Source organism: Segatella sinensis (assembly GCF_040095255.1).
GTDB lineage: Bacteria > Bacteroidota > Bacteroidia > Bacteroidales > Bacteroidaceae > Prevotella > Prevotella sinensis.
In genome coordinates this window covers 59,819-76,062 of sequence record NZ_JBBNGE010000009.1, presented here as the reverse complement: position 1 = coordinate 76,062, position 16,244 = coordinate 59,819, and the positions used below count along the sequence as shown (strand labels likewise).

Sequence of the window (16,244 nt, the reverse complement as noted above, 5' to 3'; positions counted from 1 at the left end):
CAGCAAAATACAAATACATTTTTTATGTTGACAGATATTGAAATAGCTAAATCAGTAAAATTGCGCCCCATCAATGAGGTTGCAGCTGAACTTGGAATCCATGAAGACCAAGTAGAGAACTACGGCCGTTACATCGCTAAGATTACTACGGACAAGATCGACACCAACAAGTTTAAGAACCATCATCTCATCCTCGTCACTGCTATCAGCCCTACCAAGGCAGGCAATGGCAAGACCACCGTATCTGTAGGTCTCGCCCTCGGTATGCAGAAGATTGGCAAGAAAGCTGTCGTTGCCCTGCGTGAACCATCTCTCGGACCTTGCTTCGGCATGAAGGGTGGTGCTGCCGGCGGCGGTTATGCCCAGGTATTGCCTATGGATAAGATCAATCTTCACTTCACTGGCGACTTCCACGCTATCACAGAGGCTAACAACATGATTGCTGCCCTGCTCGATAACTACCGTTTCCAGCACGAAGCTGAAGGCTTCAAGCTCAAGAAGATTCTCTGGCGCCGCGTGATGGATGTGAATGACCGTGGTCTCCGCCGCATCATCACCGGTATCGGTGATAAGAACGGTATCGAGACAGAGGCAGGATTCGATATCACTCCAGCTTCAGAAATCATGGCTATCATGTGTTTTGCAACAAGTGTTGACGACCTCCGCCGTCGCATCGACAATATTCTCCTGGGTATCACTGAGGATGACAAGCCATTCACCGTCAAGGATATGGGTGTAGGTGGCAGTATTGTTGCCCTCCTCCTCGATGCCCTGAAGCCAAACCTGGTTCAGACCACAGAGGGAACTCCTGCTTTCGTTCACTGCGGTCCTTTCGCCAACATCGCTCATGGCTGTAACTCTGTGATGGCTACAGCAGCAGCTCTCGAATATGGCGACTATGCCATCACTGAGGCTGGATTCGGTGCTGATCTCGGCGCAGAGAAGTTCTACAACATCAAGTGCCGCAAGACTGGTTTGCAGCCAGACCTTACTGTTCTCGTCGTTACTCTCCAGGCATTGAAGATGCATGGTGGCGTAGCTCAGGAAGACATCAAGAAGCCAAACGTTGCTGGTATGGAAGCTGGCTATTGGAACCTCGACAAGCATGTGAAGAATCTCCAGAGCTTTGGTCAGACTGTAGTCATCGCCTTCAATAAGTTTGCTACTGATACCGATGAGGAAATCGAGGTATTGCGCAAGCACTGCGAGGAGATGGGCTGCGGATTCGCTGTCAACAGTGCCTTCGCCGAAGGTGGCAAGGGTGCAATGGAGTTGGCAGAGCTCGTTGTGAAGACCATTGATGAGCATCCATCTGCTCCTCTCTACTTCACTTATGATGACGATGAGCCTGTAGAGAAGAAGATCGAGGATGTTGCCTTCAACCTCTATGGTGCCGGCAGCGTAACCTTGAGCGATTCTGCCAAGTCTATGATCGAGGAAATCAAGAAGTTGGGTGCCGAGAAGTTCCCTATCTGTATCGCCAAGACTCAGTATAGCTTCTCTACCGATGCCAAGGCATACGGTCCTACAGAAGGTTTCGAGCTCCACGTTCGCGACATCACCGTGAATATGGGTGCCGAGATGATCGTAGTCATCGCGGGTCCTATCATGCGTATGCCAGGTTTGCCAAAGAGCCCACAGGCTGAGCGCATCGATGTGGTGAATGGTGAGATTACAGGTCTTTCATAAATACGATAAAAGGCTGCTTCCCGCTTCGGGAAGCAGCCTTTTTTAATCTTATCTCATGCTGAATTCACAACCGCAATATAGCTGGTTATAGAATTCATTCTGTTTCAGCAATTCTCCTCGCCGGTTCTGCAAACCGCCCTTTCTCCAGTTCATATCCCACCACTCTACATCCGGGCATCCTTCTACCGCAATATGTCCTGCGGCATCTATCTGCTTGATGTTCTTCCATCTCGATGAAGCCAGCGTGGTGGTAAGCAGATGGAATCCATGTTCCTGGGCATACCTGGCAGCATGGGTCAGACGATATTGGAAACACACCGAGCAGCGGCTTCCCCGCTCCGGTTCCTTCTCCAATCCCCTGATGGTAGCCAGCCACTCCTCATGGTCATACTCATCCTCTACATAAGGCACCTGCTGCACCTCCAGGAATCTCATCAGCTCGTGCTTGCGGATATCGAACTCCTGCTGCGGATAGATATTGCTGTTGCTGAAATACACGGTTGGCTTCATGCCATTGCGAAGCATACACTCTACGATAGCCGATGAACAGGGTGCACAACAGGCATGCAGCAACACCGACATTCCTTCAGCCTTGCTTCCATCCGGGAGAGTAAGTTTCACGAATTTATATTGTTCTTCTACGGGAATCTTCATTTTACTTTGAACTTTAAACTTTATGGTGAGTATTCTTGGCGAATACCTTGCTTATTTCTTATGATAAAGTGAGCGGAAAAAGCGGGATTTCGCTTTTTGGGTAAAAAAACAAATGGAGTACAGTCTCTCGACACCCCCCATTTGCCCAAATATATGCGAAAACTGATGCAAAGATACGATTAATTTTTGAGTTACCAAATTTTTAAGCGATAATTTTTCATCAAAATGAATAAATATCGATTTTTTAACCAAAACTTAACAGTTTGCATCAGCAAATTAACGTTTTTATTCAATTCTTCGGGAACTGTGAGATGTCTGACTACCAGTCTGTTTTCTAACCCAAATCACGTTTCAGGGTGATGACCGTCATCTCCGGCCAGGCACCCAGTCGGAAAGGGAATGATCCGCCCAATCCGGCAGAAACATAGAGCAGCTGCCTGCCCAGCCAGTATTCTCCACCCCACTCCTTGAAAGCCATGTGGGCAGGAGTGAAGTTACCTATCTTCAACTGTCCGGCATGAGTATGTCCCGCCAGGGTCAGATGAACTCCGGTCTTCTGTACTTCCCTTCTCCAATGGTGCGGATCGTGGGTAAGCACTATCTTGAAAGCATCCTTCGCCACTCCCTTCATCGCCTTCTTCAGGTTACTGCGATTGGTAAACGGAGGCTGTCCGGCATTCTCCACACCGATGATTTCTATCGAAGCCATACCGTGCGATACCGTAAAATGCTCGTTCATCAGCTGATGCCATCCCATCTCATTCTGCAACTGGAAGAGGAGCCGGCGGTTCTTTCTCAAAGCACTCAGACTATGGTTGGTATTATATTCGCAGTAATCGTGGTTACCCCAAACCGAGAAGATACCATCAGGAGCATGCAGCTTCTTCAGATCTTCCACATAAGGTTCCACCTCATCGGCAGCATTGTTCACCAGGTCGCCGGTAAAGAGCATCATCTCCACCCCCTCAGCATTGGCTCTCTCCACCACCTTTCTCACAAAGTCGGCACCCTTCGGAAAGGTACCGAGATGCAGATCCGTAAAATGCAAAATCTTATAGCCATCGAAGTAGGGAGGCAGGTCGGCAGAAGAATAAGTCACGTATTTCACCTCCAGTCGCTTCCATCCCTCCACGAATCCATAGAGGAACCATCCCATCACCGCCAGGGCAGGCAGAATGGCGAAGAACCAAGGCATGAGGAATTCGAAGAGGATGAATACCACCTTCGGCATCACAGAGAAAAGGATGAGAGAGAAAAGCACTCTCACCGATATGCGATGAAACTTGCCCAACTGCAGTCCCACCTCAGCCAGGATGATGAGCAGAGAGGGAATCCACCAGAGGATGGCTAGCGGCAGAGGCCACTCTCCCACTCCGATATGCCACAGCCAGGTATCGGGCACCAGTGTCATAGCTCCGATGCCTACTATATACATAAGTGATCTGAAAAACTTCTTGATAACCTTATTCATCTACCTATTTCTATTAAGCTATTCGCTGCATCCCCAGTCAGGGCGCAACAACTTTCTGCAAAGGTAGTGTAAATTGAAGACACTACAAAATAAATGGGAATCTCAAAATTACATTTAACTTTCTTTTGCCAAATCAGAAGCAAGATTTCGCATCTTCGGGCATTTTATAGACAGAAAGATTTAAAAAGAAAAAGTTATGAAAAAGATCAATTTTAAGAAAATCGGGCTCGCAGTAGCCCTGCTGATGTCAGCATTCACCTTCCAGTCATGTGATACTGATGATGATACCAACTGGGATCAGGTTTTACCTAATGCCCTAGTAACTGTCAAGCAGAATGCAGATGCCTGCTACCTGCAGTTGGATGACAACACCACATTGCTCGCCAAGAACCTCAAGACTCCAGTCTTTGATGGCAAGGAAGTTAGAGCACTCGTCAACTATACAGCTACCGATGAGAAGAGCGACAAGTATTCTCAGGTAGTATATGTCAACTGGATTGACAGCATTCTCACCAAGAAGCCAGCACCTTATCTCTCTACTCCGGCAGAGAACGATGCGAAGTATGGCAATGATGAGGTAGATATCGTTCGCGATTGGGTAACAGTAGCCGAGGATGGTTATCTCACTCTCCGCTTCCGTGCTCTATGGGGCGGTCAGAAGCCACACATCATCAACCTTCTCACCGGTGTAAACCCAGAGAATCCATACGAGGTAGAGCTTCGTCACAATCAGAATGGTGATGCCAAGTACCGTGTAGGCGATGCCCTGGTAGCCTTCAACCTCAACGATGCCCTGCCAGACACCAATGGCAAGACTGTGAAGCTCACCATCCGTTGGAAGTCGAGCAATGGTGACAAGAAGGTAGATTTCAACTACTGTTCGCGCAAGGCAATCACCAATGCCAAGCAGCTGGACGGTTACAGCCAGACAAGCAAGGCTATTAAGTAAAAGACAGATAAAGTAAAACGCCTATCCCCTGATGCTTCTCTTCAGAGAATCCATCAGGGGATTTTTTATGCTATCGAAGCAAAAGCAGAGATGGTACTATTCACGATGCCTTGGATCCGGCTCCGCCACCATTGTCGGTTTTTCTTCCGGCAATTCATATCTTCTGATATGATGATCTTCCAGGAAGATATGGTTCAGCGTAAAGGCAAGCGACTCCAGCGTCTTCTCCCTGACAGCCGGTTTCAGTTCACATTCCCAGATGACGATGGTATGCCATCCCATTTCTGCCAACCGATGCAGCACCTCATGGTCCCGTTCCCGGTTCCTCCTGATTTTATCCTGCCAGAACTGGGTATTCGATTTCGGCACCACATAATACTTGCATCCTTCATGTCCATGCCAGAAGCATCCATTCACCAGAATGCAGGTACGATACTTTCTGAGCACAATATCCGGTTTTCCCGGCAACCGTGGATGATTGAGCCGATACCTGAATCCCCTAGCCCACAGGAACTTCCTAACAAGAATCTCCGGTTTGGTATCCTTGCCCTTGATTGCCGCCATATTATTGTGGCGCTGTTCTATGGTCATTTTATCTGGCATACGCTTTATTTATTAAGACATCTTTTTTCTAATCTAATCCCCCCAATCGATACAAAATTAATCTTTTCTCACGAAAACACAAAAGAAATCCCCCAAAAACTTTCATGAAAGAGAAATATTTCTTAAATATGATTTTGAGCTGGCTATTTGATTAATTAATTAACGTGTCCAATTTTTATTGGACACTAATGATGTTGAATGTTTAATTTTCCCACAGATAACACAGATTATCACAGATTTTCTTTGTGAGAGTTGATGTGTATAAGACCGTAGCTTGCAACGAAGAGAATCCGTGGGATCCATGAGATCCGTGTGGGACTTCTCTTTCGGAATCACAATGCAAAGATACAACATTTCTCATTCCCAACTCACCGATTCTCAATGTTGCTCCACGATACTCATCGATTATCACTGATAAATATCAGGGTTCTCCCAAATGGAAGAAAATATAGGATACTTGCAGGGGATTGAACGAACACGAATCTCTCGAATCTCACGAATCTTTTGAGACTTGCGATTTTTTCGTTCTCAAGCCCCTTATTCGTGTAATTCGTGCAATTCGTGTTCAAAAAAACCGATAAGAATTCGTGTCAAGAGAAATATCTATTAGGGTTATGCTCCATAAGTATGATACTTAGCCATCGTAACCATGATACTTAGCTATCGTAACTATCTTGTTTACGCCAGACTTACCCTACCCACCCCTAGAAGGGTAGGTCGGGGGCGGTATTCTGCTGGGGCTTGCTGTTGTTTGCAACGCTCTCCAAATAAGAGTGAGGGTGAACACTTGGCAATGAACTCGGTGAAGGGTGAACCCCGATGCCAACCTTTAGCGTTAATAATGTGTTAAATATAGCCCCTAACCCATTATAATATAGACTCTTATATTTCTAGCATGCGCTGTATATACAAAGTTCTTTTTACTAGGGTTCACCCCCGAAGCCGAAAAGGTGAATACTTTGGGCAAGTGTTCACCCCGCTGTTCACCATTTAGTAACTTAAGATTGCAAGTACTATCTTTATATTCTTTAAGCAGCTTGATAATGGGGCAGAAGCTCCTAGCCCAGAGTAACACCCTGGGTATAAGAGCAATCAGTCTTGCGATCTGTAGGGGCAAAAGCTTTCAAATCACCAAAATTCAGGTACAATACTTCCAGACATCTTTTTTTTAATCTAATCACTCCATTCGATACAAAATTAATCTTTTCTCACAAAAACACAAAAGAAAAAGCTTAAAAACTTGCATAAAAGAGAAATATTGCTTATTTTTGCAAGCGTATAAAAATTATAATCAGATGGGAACATATAAGTATCAAGCAGAAATAGACGCATTGATACAACAAGGACTAAAGATGCCCGAAGTTGTATGGGACTTATCCAAAACATTTAAACTAGAGGAGGGAAAATTATGAAAACAATAAAAGGTATTTGCATCAAGAAGCGCAACTTCGACAAATTCAAGAAGGTGGCCGATCTTATATATTTCGATGGACCATTGTTGTCACACTACGTAACCAACAAAGGTGACAATTATCTCTTCTATTGGATAGACCAAGATGATACAAACAATCGCTGGATGTTCATCAGAACCGATTACGATAATATACAAAAGTACACGAATAAAAAGCAAACATTGCGTAACGTATTAAGTTCGCCATTAGACGACATTGTATATACTGTTGACATAGATGAAGAAGGCAATCATCACAATTTCCAGGCCCACTCCATAGAAGATCTTCCTGAAGATTATCTTCCAGCCGAGGATTCTTATTATGAATTTGAGCCAGAAGACGTGAACAAGGAGAACTTATCCATAGCAGAAATGAGCGGTAAGAAACTCGACTGGTTCCGCAAGGTTTGTGCTGCAGTACTTTAGATTTCTTATTTTTGCATTATCTTTGTAGGATTAAGAGGAAAGGACGAAAAATGAAACAAGAAAACAACAGAATACAATTACCCCTAGAAGAAATCAAGCTCGCCTTCGCAGCGTCATGCGTTGAGGGAGCTGCAAGAAAGCTCGGGGTGCCATATATTGAAATATACGAAAGAATGAGAAAGGTTGATTTAATCAACAAATTCATTCTGCCCCACTACGATACGCTCCACACCGAAAGTCGAGAGTATCTTATAGAAGATGTCATTGAGTGTCTAACTAATTGGGAGAAGAAAGCTTCTCATCAATAAATACTTAATATTCAATGGAACAGAAAAAATATAAACAGATCAATACCAAGACACCAGAGATTCAAGAAATGATTCTCAGCTATCAGATAGGTGGCGTAGCATACGAGTTATCACAGCGCCTGGAAATTTCTCCAGCTCTGGCTCTTGATCTTTTCTATCGCAGCAAGACCTGTGCCCAACTCCACGATAAGCGCACCGGCCTGTATCTCATGAGCAATGGCTACATCGCCGATGATTTCATTTACGAGAAGCAGAGAGGGTACTAAGCCGCATTTAAATATTTTAGAATCCTAGCCCCCACACGCCCTGAAAGGGCAAAAGCACCTAGCCCAGGGTAACACCCTGGGTATAAGAGCAATCAGCCTTGCGCCCTGTAAAGGCAAAAGCATTCAAAAACAAGAAAACTAAAATGAAGACAAGAGAAGAATACATAGCCCTCATTACTTCTCATGCCGAAGAGCTAAAAAAGAACTTTGGCATTAAATCATTACGCCTTTTCGGTTCTGTGTCTAGAAACGAACAGAAAGAAGGTAGTGACGTTGATATATGCGTAGATATGGAACCGAAAATGTTCCTTGTAGTAAGACTGAAACCTTTTCTAGAAAACCTGCTGGAATGTTCTGTTGACATTGTAAGATTGCACAAACATATCAATCCATTCCTCCTTAAAGAAATAGAACATGACGGAATATACATCATCAAATAGAATTATTGGAACCTTAATACAAATTAAGGAAGCCATTAAACAATACCATGGCAAGATGTTATTGGCATTCGCAACCATATAGCACATGGCTATTTTGATATTGATGGAGACATCGTGTTCGACGTCATCAAGAATAATCTCGATGACTTACTAGCAGCTATAAATTATTTTATATCAAAATTCTAAAGTCTGTATAGTAACCTCCCTACCCCCACACGCCCTGAGGGACAGAAGCCTCTAACGCCATAAGTAACCCGCAAGCAGCACGCCCTGAAAGGGCAAAAGCACCTAGCCCAGGGTAACGCCCTGGGTATAAGAGCAATCAGCCTTGCGCCCTGTAAGGGCAAAAGCTTCATATGTTTAGTCAATATACTTACTACCTTTGAAAAATTGCATCCATATGCCATTCCAAAAAGGTTTTATCTGGCATATGTTCAGCAGGTAGCACTAATTGCCTGTGATTTATACTACCAAAATATTTTTCAAAATAGCCCTTACTTTCTTGCTCCAAAATACGTGGCGAAAGAATAACCTTATATTCTTGATCGAAACCTATCAAACCTTTATCAAAAGCACTATCATAAAGCGAGGACAAACAAATTCCGTTTGAAGGATTCAATCGCTCCTTTTCATCCACAGCCCAAGGCTTGATATGGCTTGCCACTAGAAGTTCGGGAACATCTATCTCCGTAAGAGCACATTTCCCTAAATAATTTGAGAGGATAATAGAACGAAATACCGACTGATTTACCCTTGTTTTTACAGCTCTAATCTTGTCTTCTCCCTGCAATTTTTCTATATCTTTTAACTCAGCTACAAACTTTTCTTCAATAGACGAATTTTCAAGTTTTGCCAGGATCTTCTCACTCTCAAAGAGTAAGGTTTCACGATCATTATAAAATTCATCCCAATAGGGCTGACATTGTATTTTACCAGCCTCCAGACCATGACGTCCAGTTGAGATGATATATGGATCACAAGCCGCAAAATTACATAACCGCATAGCGACAGAATTATTTGTTCTACCCATCAATGCAGCTAACTCCTTCACTTCTTTGGTTCCTCGATTGAGTTTTCCAAATGGAAGTTTATAATAGAGATTCAGTACTACAATGTACTCATCTCTTGTCCAAGGTGTTCCTTTTTTCATAATCAACTTGCGTTTAATATTATAAGATACTTTCCACTACCTCAACATCCGCTGCAGCCCAGTCGAGATTTTTCAACTCTACAGGGCTGCACCATTTGCTATCAGCATGCTCCCTTCTCTTGAACCCATCAGCCTCAGCTTTTGGAGTACACAGATAAGCAGTCATGGTTATCGAAAAATCAGGATACTCGTGATTCACGGTCACCAACTCCTCTCCTACTTCTACAGGATACTCCATTTCCTCCATCAACTCACGAACCAATGCCTGTTGAGGAGTTTCCCCAGGTTCAATCTTGCCACCAGGAAACTCCCATTTATAGCTGGTATATTCAAACTTCGTCTTGCCTTTCTGCATGCAGAGGTACTTGCCATTATGGCAAACAACGGCTGCTACCACATTATAATGTTTCATTGTCTTATCAACTTAAAATATCATCTACTCGATTTAAAATATCATTTACTCCATCCACTGGAAATCCTCCTGCAATTCCTGAGGCAACGGATTATCCATGTGAATATCATACAATATGGAACCATTCGTCGTTGCATCCTTTCTTGGATTTTCCAAATGCCCTGTTCCGATATAAGTATATGGCAGAGTAAGACCATTCTCGGCACTCACCTTTCTCACAAATACCAATACCCTTTTGGCTGCCCGCTGCAAAGCCTCATCCTTGGCAGAAATACGGGCAATACTTTCCCACTGGAAAACATCTGGAGACAAGAACTTGTCATTATACTTCAAATGATCACCCAGTGAAGCATCCTTCTTCAAACCAGCAAAGACATACATATTGCCATTCTTATAGTAAGTGCCATACTGATTGTGCTTCGGATTCTCCAGTATCTTCAAGAGCACCTGATCCTGGCGATAATCCTGCCATAACAGAAAATCGTCTTTCGTGTCAGCATACCTTGCCTCATATTGCGTCAGCCCATAGTTGAGCAAATCTTGCAGATATGCCTCATATTCCAGTTCTCTTTCACCACACAAATGCACTTCACTCTCTTTTATCTTCACCGCATTTCCATCTTCCAGGAATCGCAAAGCGTGCTCCAGTTGCTCATACTTGAAACCTGGAATCTCCTCCTGGACATTGGCTTCTATATGAGATAACGCAGTCTCTCCGCTTAGTAAATTTTTGATTACCAAATACTCATGCTCTCTTACCAAAGGCAAAAGACTTGAAAGATAGTTGATGCAAGCAATCTGCTCTTCTGAGAATACCGGCAAGCCCTCTTCTTCTATACCCTTCAAGAAGCCATAATAAGAATTGGTTTTCTTGGAACCAATCTTTATCTTCATGAATTTCAACAGATTAGGAGCATAATCACTATTCATATAATCCATGTGCGATGGATAAGACGGAGTCTTCAGATATGCCTTGAAATTCTGATAATCCATCTTCAGATAGTTGATGCGATTGAAATTCTCGCTCTCTATCTTGTCAATGATTTCTTCTTTAGAAAGATCGTCAATATGTATCTCAACACCATAATTGTCCAGACCCAAACTTTTGAAATCATTCCTTACCATAAACTTCAAAAGTTTCTTTTCCAAGATGGAATTTCGGGAAAGACTACCAAGTGCCAAGGCTATATGAACGCTACGCTTATAGCTGTTGCCGATGAAATCGAGTATCGTAACATAAGGCTTGTTGGCATACTTACGAAGGCCTCGACCCAATTGCTGTAAGAAGATGGTACTCGATTCCGTTGGGCGCAGGAAAAGCACCATGTTGACACCAGGAATATCCACACCCTCGTTCAGAATATCTACAGCAAACAGAATTTCCAAATCCCGGTTTTCATCTTGCAAATCATTGTAGGCACGAATACGTTCACCGGTCTTGTTCTTACCACTCAAGAAAGCTGTATGATAATAATCACCCAGATTATCAGCCATCATTCTAGCATGCTGGATGTTTCTACAGAAAGCCAGAGCCTTCAGTTTCTGTCCTTCCATACGATGTTTCTCTATCTGTTGATGGATAAACTCACAGTTCTCTGGTGTAGAAATCTGTGATATCATACGGCGTTCTCCTGAAGCAGTCAAGCCATAATCAACCAGTTCGTCACGAATACCGAAATAATGGAATGGCACAATCAGATCATTGATGATGGCATCACGAAGCCGCAACTCGTATGGGATATTATTGCCAAAAATCTCTACTACATCCTGATTATCCATACGGTTCTCGGTAGCTGTCAAACCCAGCAGGAACTCTGGCTCAAAATAGTCGATTATTTTCCGATAACTGTCTGCCACAGCGTGATGACACTCATCGATGATGATATAATCGAATTCCTTCTTATCAAAGAGTTCGAGTGAGCGACACATAGATACATTGGTAGAAAACAGAAAATCTTCTTCTGTTTCCTTTGCTTCCGCATTATACAAGCCGCAAGTTTTAGAGCCACCAAATACCTTTTGGAATGTCTCCAGGGATTTCTTTAAGATAGAACCCTCATGCACAATATAGAGTAACCTGTCGGGATTGAAATTGAACGTATCAAATGCTGCCAGATATGTCTTTCCAGAACCTGTAGCAGAAATCACCAAAGCCCTCTCCTGTCCGATGGCACGATAACGATTCAATTCTCGAAGCGCTTTGCGCTGCATATAGTTAGGCTTGATATCGGAATTCGCCATATCGTAATCCATATCCCAACGCTCTATCGCAAAACTGAGTTTTGTAGAGTAATCCTTGATTCTATCCTGTGATAATTCATAAGTCTGGTTCCAAAGATTTTCAAACTCATTCATTGCATCAAGATAAGCCTCGGTATCACGGTCGCAGTTTACAACCAAATCCCACTCTATGTTTTTCAGCAAAGCATAGCGGGTGATATTAGATGAACCAACTATCATCTCTATTCCATCTTCCATCTCGAAGAGATAGCCCTTGGAGTGGAATCCATTGGTAGAATAGTTTTTCTCATCGTGGAAGCATTCGTCATCCAGATGGCATTCAAAATTGGGATATCGGGTGAGGCTCATGAAAAAGTTCAGGGATTCTACGTCTGTGAAGTTCTGGTAGGTAGAAGTGATGATTCTTCCTTTGGCTCCACGTTCAACAGCAGCCTTGATATCTTTAGACAGGAGTACCAGGCCGGCTTTCTTGATAAAACTGACTGAGAAATCAAATGCCTTGCAGCGACGCAAGTTCATCTGAATGGTTGACAGGAAGGTTGTCTCTGTATAATTGGTTAAAAATCTCGATTCCATAAACCCCGCTTTTTATTTTCACGTGCAAAAGTACAAAAAAGAATCCAGTTACTTCACGATTTCCAACGTTTTCTGATGTATCATGATACTTTTTTCTTGTTTTCTCTGATTTTAAGCTAGAGAACTTCTTCCTTCTGATTACGATAACGTAACCTATCCTATCACCATAGTTGGATGGGAATTATGGTGGGGATTGCAAATCCCCAGGTTTTATCGGTCGAACATTTTTCCATAGCGGATTGCAAATCCGCTAGAACGCCTGACAGAAAACATAAACCAAAATGTTTTTTCTATTTTAATGCCACTAATGCCACACACAGGCTAAGTATCTGATTTAATATAAGCCATTTTATCGAAAATTCAGAGAGAAACCAACTCATAATTGGTACTTCTTCCACCTTCTCCCGTTGGTTTTAATATACCCTTGGCTATCAAATCCCTGATATCACGATTGGCGGTATCTTGAGAGCAATGATTAATCTTATACCATTTGGAAGAATTCAGCTTCCCTTCGAAACCATCAAAAAGCATATTGAGAACCTTACGCTGACGCTCGTTGATGGAAACAGAACGATGCGCATCCCAAAATCTGGACTTGCGTAACACTCCTTCAGTTTTCTCAAAAGCTGCTTCCAACGCCAACTTCAATGTCTGTAAAAACCATTGAATCCAAGGTGTCACGTCAAGACCTCCTTTCTGTGCCTGCTCCAAATATTGATAATAATCTTTACGATGATTCAGAATTTCAGAAGAAAGACTGTAGTATCGCTGGGAGGTCTGATCGGCACGGGATAACAACAATTCCGTCAACGTTCTGCAAATACGACCATTACCATCATCAAATGGATGAATCGTCACAAACCAAAGGTGCATCACGGCTGTCTTTACCAACGGATCAAGCGTATTCTCAGAATCAAACCAGCGGAGAAAATCTGACATCATATCTGGTACATCCTTGCTTGCCGGAGCTTCATAATGTATCTTCTCATGACCTAATGGTCCTGAAACTACCTGCATAGGCTCTTTACCCTGTCGCCAATCGCCCACCAGAATTTTATGGATGCCACTTCTTCCAGTAGGAAACAGAGCTGCATGCCATGAGAATAAACGCTCGGCATCCAACGGCATATCATGATGCTGCACCGCATCTATCATTACCTGTACCACTCCTTCTGTATAATGATCGGAGTTTTTCAAACCTTCATACTCCAGTCCTAATTGACGGGCTACAGACGAGCGGACACTATCTCTATTCAATTCCTCACCTTCAATTTTTGCAGAGTGTACAATTTCCTGAGTCATAGACTCCAACATAGACAGGTTCTGTTCTTCAAAACCGAACATAGAAACTCTACCCAGCAATTTACCTCTTAGCAAATTGATTTCTGCCAAGATATTGCTGAAGCTGGTATCCTCCCATTGCATGTGGGGCCAACCTTCTTGCTGCCAAATATATTTTGTTCCTCTCATCATTGCCGCATTTTTAATCTTTCATTTTAAATGTACCTGCAAAAATAGACATTTTTATCGAATATTGCAAGTTTTGCGGAGATTATTTGGCTTATTCTCCGCAAATTTGCGGAGAATAGCAACGGAAAGAATGGGAAAAGTCATGTATAGTCGTACAATCAAAAGGGGTATAGTCGTACAACTAAAAGGGGTATAGTCGTACAACTAAAAGGGGTATAGTTGTACGTTTAAAAGGTGATGTCACTAGGCTCAGCAGACGTGCAGAGCCTAGTGGCAACAGTCAAGAAGATACTTCCTTGAACCCCGAAAGATATATGCTTGTACCCCAAACGATACTTACTTGAACCCCAAAAGATATGTTCTTTAACTCCAAAAGATATGTTCTTTAACTCCAAAAGATATATTCTTGAACCCAGAAAAAAACATCCTTGCAATCAAGAAGATACATTCTTATAATTAATATCCATAATCGTGGAATAAATACCACACAATTTTACATGTCCTCCATCGACAACCCCTGGTATCCGATATTGAAATTCTTGAATTTTCCTGTTGCCTGAAAGAAATGCTCGGCTTTATCTTTTAAAATACCGAGATTTATATCCTTAGCTTGGCGTTTCACCTCATAGAAAATGACTTTTTGCTCCAGTTCATCGGCAGCGATAATATCGATTTCATTCTCTCCCTTTCTGTCCCACCAGGAAGCAATCTGGGTATATTCTTCACTTTCTATCATCTTTGCTATGAAATATCTTTCCAGAACCTTGCCGGTGTATGTGGTGTAGCTCTTGTCCATGACCATCTTTAGTTTTTTATTGGCGCCAACCTCTATCATGTATCCATATTTGTAGATGTAGCGAAACCAGACGCGAAGGAAGTTGTCTTCTATCTGATAGCGAATGTTGCGATTGGTCTTTTGAAACATCGGTGTATAACGGGAAATCAAGCAATAGTCGTTCTCCAGTTTAGTGAGATAGCCTGAGAGTTCTATTTTCATAATACTTTCTATTTCACCACGGGTTTTGTAGCCTGATGCGATAAGTTGCAATATTTCGAAATAACGGGCATAGTCTTTGCCAAATTCTTCTATCAGCATATTTTTTCCTTCGTATATGAAATAAGAGTTTTTTGCAACAAACTTCTCTGTCATCTGTTCCTTGGTTGTGGCTCCTGCATCCATCATCATTTCCACATATTCTGCTACTCCACCTGTATAACTGTAGAGAGCCAGTAGATCTTCGTTGGTATAGGCCAAATTATATGTAGAGAGAATTTCCTTGACAATAGAGGGAGGAAATGGAGTGACTTTTATTTCTCCAGTCTGCCTACCATAAAGTGGTTGCTTGTTGTTTTTAAAGATGATGTTCATAAGTGAATAAACAGAACCGCAAACCACGAGATTAATATGAGCTTCCTGTTTGTTTAGATCCCATATCTTTTGCATATCTGAAAAGATAGATGGATTAACCCGCTTGAAATCTTGAAATTCGTCAATGACGAGAGTGATTGGACGAATCTTAGATAGTTGAAGCAGATATTTAAAGATATCTGCAAAGCGTGTTACTTCGCCGAGGATAGGAAGCTGAAGTTTGTTCGTCATCTCTTCGATAAAATCTTTGCAGAGTTCTGCTTCTGATTTTCTTGCAACAAAGAAGTATAGCATATCCTGAACATCCTCGTATGCTTTTATCAATAAGGATGTCTTTCCGCTACGTCGGCGTCCTGTTACGATTGTAAAACGAGCCGTTTGCAAAGATAGATTTCTTATCTCTTGCAATTCTTTTATTTCGTTTTGTCTTCCGAAGAACTTCATTTTTTATAGTTTCTTTTTTTAATGTTATTTTCGAAACCGCCGTTTCCGAAACAGCGGTTTCGAATGCAAAGTTAATAAAAAAAACTGAATATCAGCATATTTGCTTATCAATTTAAGCTTTTTTATTTGTTTGAGCATTATTGATGTTTCCGAAATAGAGGTTTCGAATGCAAATATTTCGTCAAGGACAAACCAACTCATAATTGGTACTTCAAGGGAAAAAATAATTTTCTGAATGAAAAATTTGGTAGTTACTGAATAAAGCAGTAACTTTGCACATCCAAACGGAAGTTCAGAACATCAAGAAAAAGATTAGTAATTAAAAA

15 protein-coding genes are annotated in these 16,244 nt (G+C 42.4%); 7 read left to right on the top strand and 8 right to left on the bottom strand.

Annotation, left to right across the window (positions count from 1 at the left end; genetic code table 11):
• Positions 1–24: 24 nt before the first annotated feature.
• Positions 25–1,689, top strand: a complete 1,665-nt coding sequence (locus AAAT87_RS04285) for a formate--tetrahydrofolate ligase (RefSeq protein WP_089542867.1) — start codon at positions 25–27, stop codon at positions 1,687–1,689.
• Between the two features lie 48 nt (positions 1,690–1,737).
• Here AAAT87_RS04285 and AAAT87_RS04280 read toward each other — a convergent pair whose 3' ends face one another.
• Together AAAT87_RS04280 and AAAT87_RS04275 are read right to left on the bottom strand one after the other, a co-directional pair.
• Entirely contained in the window at positions 1,738–2,343 is a 606-nt protein-coding gene (locus AAAT87_RS04280; RefSeq protein ID WP_428848562.1) for an epoxyqueuosine reductase QueH, read from the bottom strand.
• Positions 2,344–2,677: 334 nt separating this feature from the next.
• Positions 2,678–3,814: a metallophosphoesterase gene (locus AAAT87_RS04275; protein WP_296972850.1), complete on the bottom strand. Its 1,137-nt coding sequence runs from the start codon at positions 3,812–3,814 to the stop codon at positions 2,678–2,680.
• 196 nt (positions 3,815–4,010) lie between these two features.
• Here AAAT87_RS04275 and AAAT87_RS04270 point away from each other — a divergent pair, with 196 nt between their 5' ends.
• A complete protein-coding gene (locus tag AAAT87_RS04270; protein ID WP_428848561.1) occupies positions 4,011–4,763 on the top strand; it encodes a NigD1/NigD2 family lipoprotein in 753 nt (250 codons plus the stop codon).
• 96 nt (positions 4,764–4,859) lie between these two features.
• Here AAAT87_RS04270 and AAAT87_RS04265 read toward each other — a convergent pair whose 3' ends face one another.
• On the bottom strand, positions 4,860–5,366 hold the full coding sequence (locus AAAT87_RS04265; RefSeq protein ID WP_349225733.1) for a very short patch repair endonuclease: 507 nt from the start codon (positions 5,364–5,366) through the stop codon (positions 4,860–4,862).
• Positions 5,367–6,774: 1,408 nt separating this feature from the next.
• Here AAAT87_RS04265 and AAAT87_RS04260 point away from each other — a divergent pair.
• From AAAT87_RS04260 to AAAT87_RS04240, 5 genes are all read left to right on the top strand, one after another.
• The gene (locus AAAT87_RS04260; RefSeq protein WP_295023945.1) at positions 6,775–7,242 is read left to right on the top strand and encodes a DUF6575 domain-containing protein; all 468 of its coding nucleotides are present in this window, start codon (positions 6,775–6,777) and stop codon (positions 7,240–7,242) included.
• A gap of 50 nt (positions 7,243–7,292) precedes the next feature.
• On the top strand, positions 7,293–7,550 hold the full coding sequence (locus AAAT87_RS04255; protein WP_118190665.1) for a DUF3791 domain-containing protein: 258 nt from the start codon (positions 7,293–7,295) through the stop codon (positions 7,548–7,550).
• A 14-nt stretch (positions 7,551–7,564) separates the two neighbouring features.
• Positions 7,565–7,816, top strand: a complete 252-nt coding sequence (locus AAAT87_RS04250; RefSeq protein ID WP_117588197.1) for a hypothetical protein — start codon at positions 7,565–7,567, stop codon at positions 7,814–7,816.
• 143 nt (positions 7,817–7,959) lie between these two features.
• Positions 7,960–8,256 (top strand): nucleotidyltransferase family protein, encoded by a 297-nt coding sequence (locus tag AAAT87_RS04245; protein WP_349225732.1) that lies wholly within the window; start codon positions 7,960–7,962, stop codon positions 8,254–8,256.
• Between the two features lie 42 nt (positions 8,257–8,298).
• Entirely contained in the window at positions 8,299–8,442 is a 144-nt protein-coding gene (locus AAAT87_RS04240; RefSeq protein WP_349225740.1) for a HepT-like ribonuclease domain-containing protein, read from the top strand.
• A 190-nt stretch (positions 8,443–8,632) separates the two neighbouring features.
• Here AAAT87_RS04240 and AAAT87_RS04235 read toward each other — a convergent pair whose 3' ends face one another.
• The 5 genes from AAAT87_RS04235 to AAAT87_RS04215 all read right to left on the bottom strand — a co-directional run bounded on the left by AAAT87_RS04235 (position 8,633) and on the right by AAAT87_RS04215 (position 15,918).
• The gene (locus AAAT87_RS04235; RefSeq protein ID WP_349225731.1) at positions 8,633–9,406 is read right to left on the bottom strand and encodes an HNH endonuclease; all 774 of its coding nucleotides are present in this window, start codon (positions 9,404–9,406) and stop codon (positions 8,633–8,635) included.
• 19 nt (positions 9,407–9,425) lie between these two features.
• A complete protein-coding gene (locus tag AAAT87_RS04230; RefSeq protein ID WP_349225730.1) occupies positions 9,426–9,818 on the bottom strand; it encodes a (deoxy)nucleoside triphosphate pyrophosphohydrolase in 393 nt (130 codons plus the stop codon).
• Positions 9,819–9,863: 45 nt separating this feature from the next.
• Positions 9,864–12,635, bottom strand: coding sequence for a DUF3427 domain-containing protein (locus AAAT87_RS04225; protein WP_349225729.1), 2,772 nt, complete (start codon positions 12,633–12,635; stop codon positions 9,864–9,866).
• 360 nt (positions 12,636–12,995) lie between these two features.
• Positions 12,996–14,108 (bottom strand): Fic family protein, encoded by a 1,113-nt coding sequence (locus AAAT87_RS04220; RefSeq protein WP_349225728.1) that lies wholly within the window; start codon positions 14,106–14,108, stop codon positions 12,996–12,998.
• 490 nt (positions 14,109–14,598) lie between these two features.
• The gene (locus AAAT87_RS04215) at positions 14,599–15,918 is read right to left on the bottom strand and encodes an ATP-binding protein (RefSeq protein WP_349225727.1); all 1,320 of its coding nucleotides are present in this window, start codon (positions 15,916–15,918) and stop codon (positions 14,599–14,601) included.
• Positions 15,919–16,244: the final 326 nt, after the last annotated feature.